The organism is Streptomyces bambusae (assembly GCF_019400985.1).
GTDB lineage: Bacteria > Actinomycetota > Actinomycetes > Streptomycetales > Streptomycetaceae > Streptomyces > Streptomyces bambusae_A.
In genome coordinates, this window is the sequence record NZ_WTFF01000696.1 from 1 (window position 1) to 882 (window position 882).

An 882-nucleotide genomic window follows, 5' to 3' on the forward strand; every position below is an offset into this window, starting at 1 on the left:
GTGGTGTGGGGTGTGGGGGGGGGGGGCGGGTGGGGGTGGAGGGGGCTGGGGTGGGGGAGGGGTCGCGTGGGAGGGGGGGTGTGGTGGGGGGGGCGGGTGGGGCTGGGGTGCGGGGGTGAGGGTGGGGGGAGCGGGGCGGGGGGGGGGGGGGGGGGGAGGGGTGGGGGGGTGGGGGTTCCGTGCGGCCGGTCTCCCAGGAGGTGACCGTCTCGCGGCGGACCGACAGGGCCTTGGCCACCTGGTCCTGGCTCAGGCCGGCGGCTTCGCGCAGGCGCTTGCGCTCGTCCGGGTGCGGGAGCACGTCCTGGGCGGCTGCTTCTTCGAGCAGGGCGTCGACCGCTGCGAAGAGGCTCTCTTGTTCGTTGTGCATGGGTATCTCCAACCTCCAGGGCCGAGCCTACGTGAAACGCACGTTGGAACGCACATGAAACGCACGTGGGGGCGTTAACGGCGTTAATGCCGTCAGCGCCCCCGGCGTGCGTGGTGCGGTGCGGGTCAGGTCAGATGCGGGTCATCAGGAGTTCTGTGACCGCCTTGAGGTCGTCCGGGTCGAGGTGGGCGGTCAGGGCGTCCGCGATGGTCTCGGGGGAGTCCGTCGCGATGGTGATGCGGCGGCTGGGCTCGGGAGTGGGGGTTGCGGCCGGCGCCGGCGCCGGGGTCGGGGTCGGGGCGGGGCGGGGGGGGCGGGGGGGGGGGGGGGGGGGTAACGGGGGTTATGGGTTCGGCGGCCCCGGGGGCGCGGTCTCCTTCGGGGGGGGGGGGCGGGGGGGGGGGGGGGGGGGCCCCACCCTCCTCCCCCCTTGCCGTCATCCCGCGGGGGGCGGGGGGGGGGGTGGCGTCGTCTTACTTATAACATGGCTGCGGAGGACGCGTTCTGTGCGG

1 protein-coding gene is annotated in these 882 nt (G+C 75.4%); it reads right to left on the reverse strand.

All coding sequences use genetic code 11. The features are described 5' to 3' along the window. On the reverse strand, positions 1-370 hold a 370-nt coding region (locus tag GPJ59_RS39020), incomplete at its 3' end, for a helix-turn-helix transcriptional regulator (RefSeq protein WP_219672399.1). Positions 371-882: the final 512 nt, after the last annotated feature.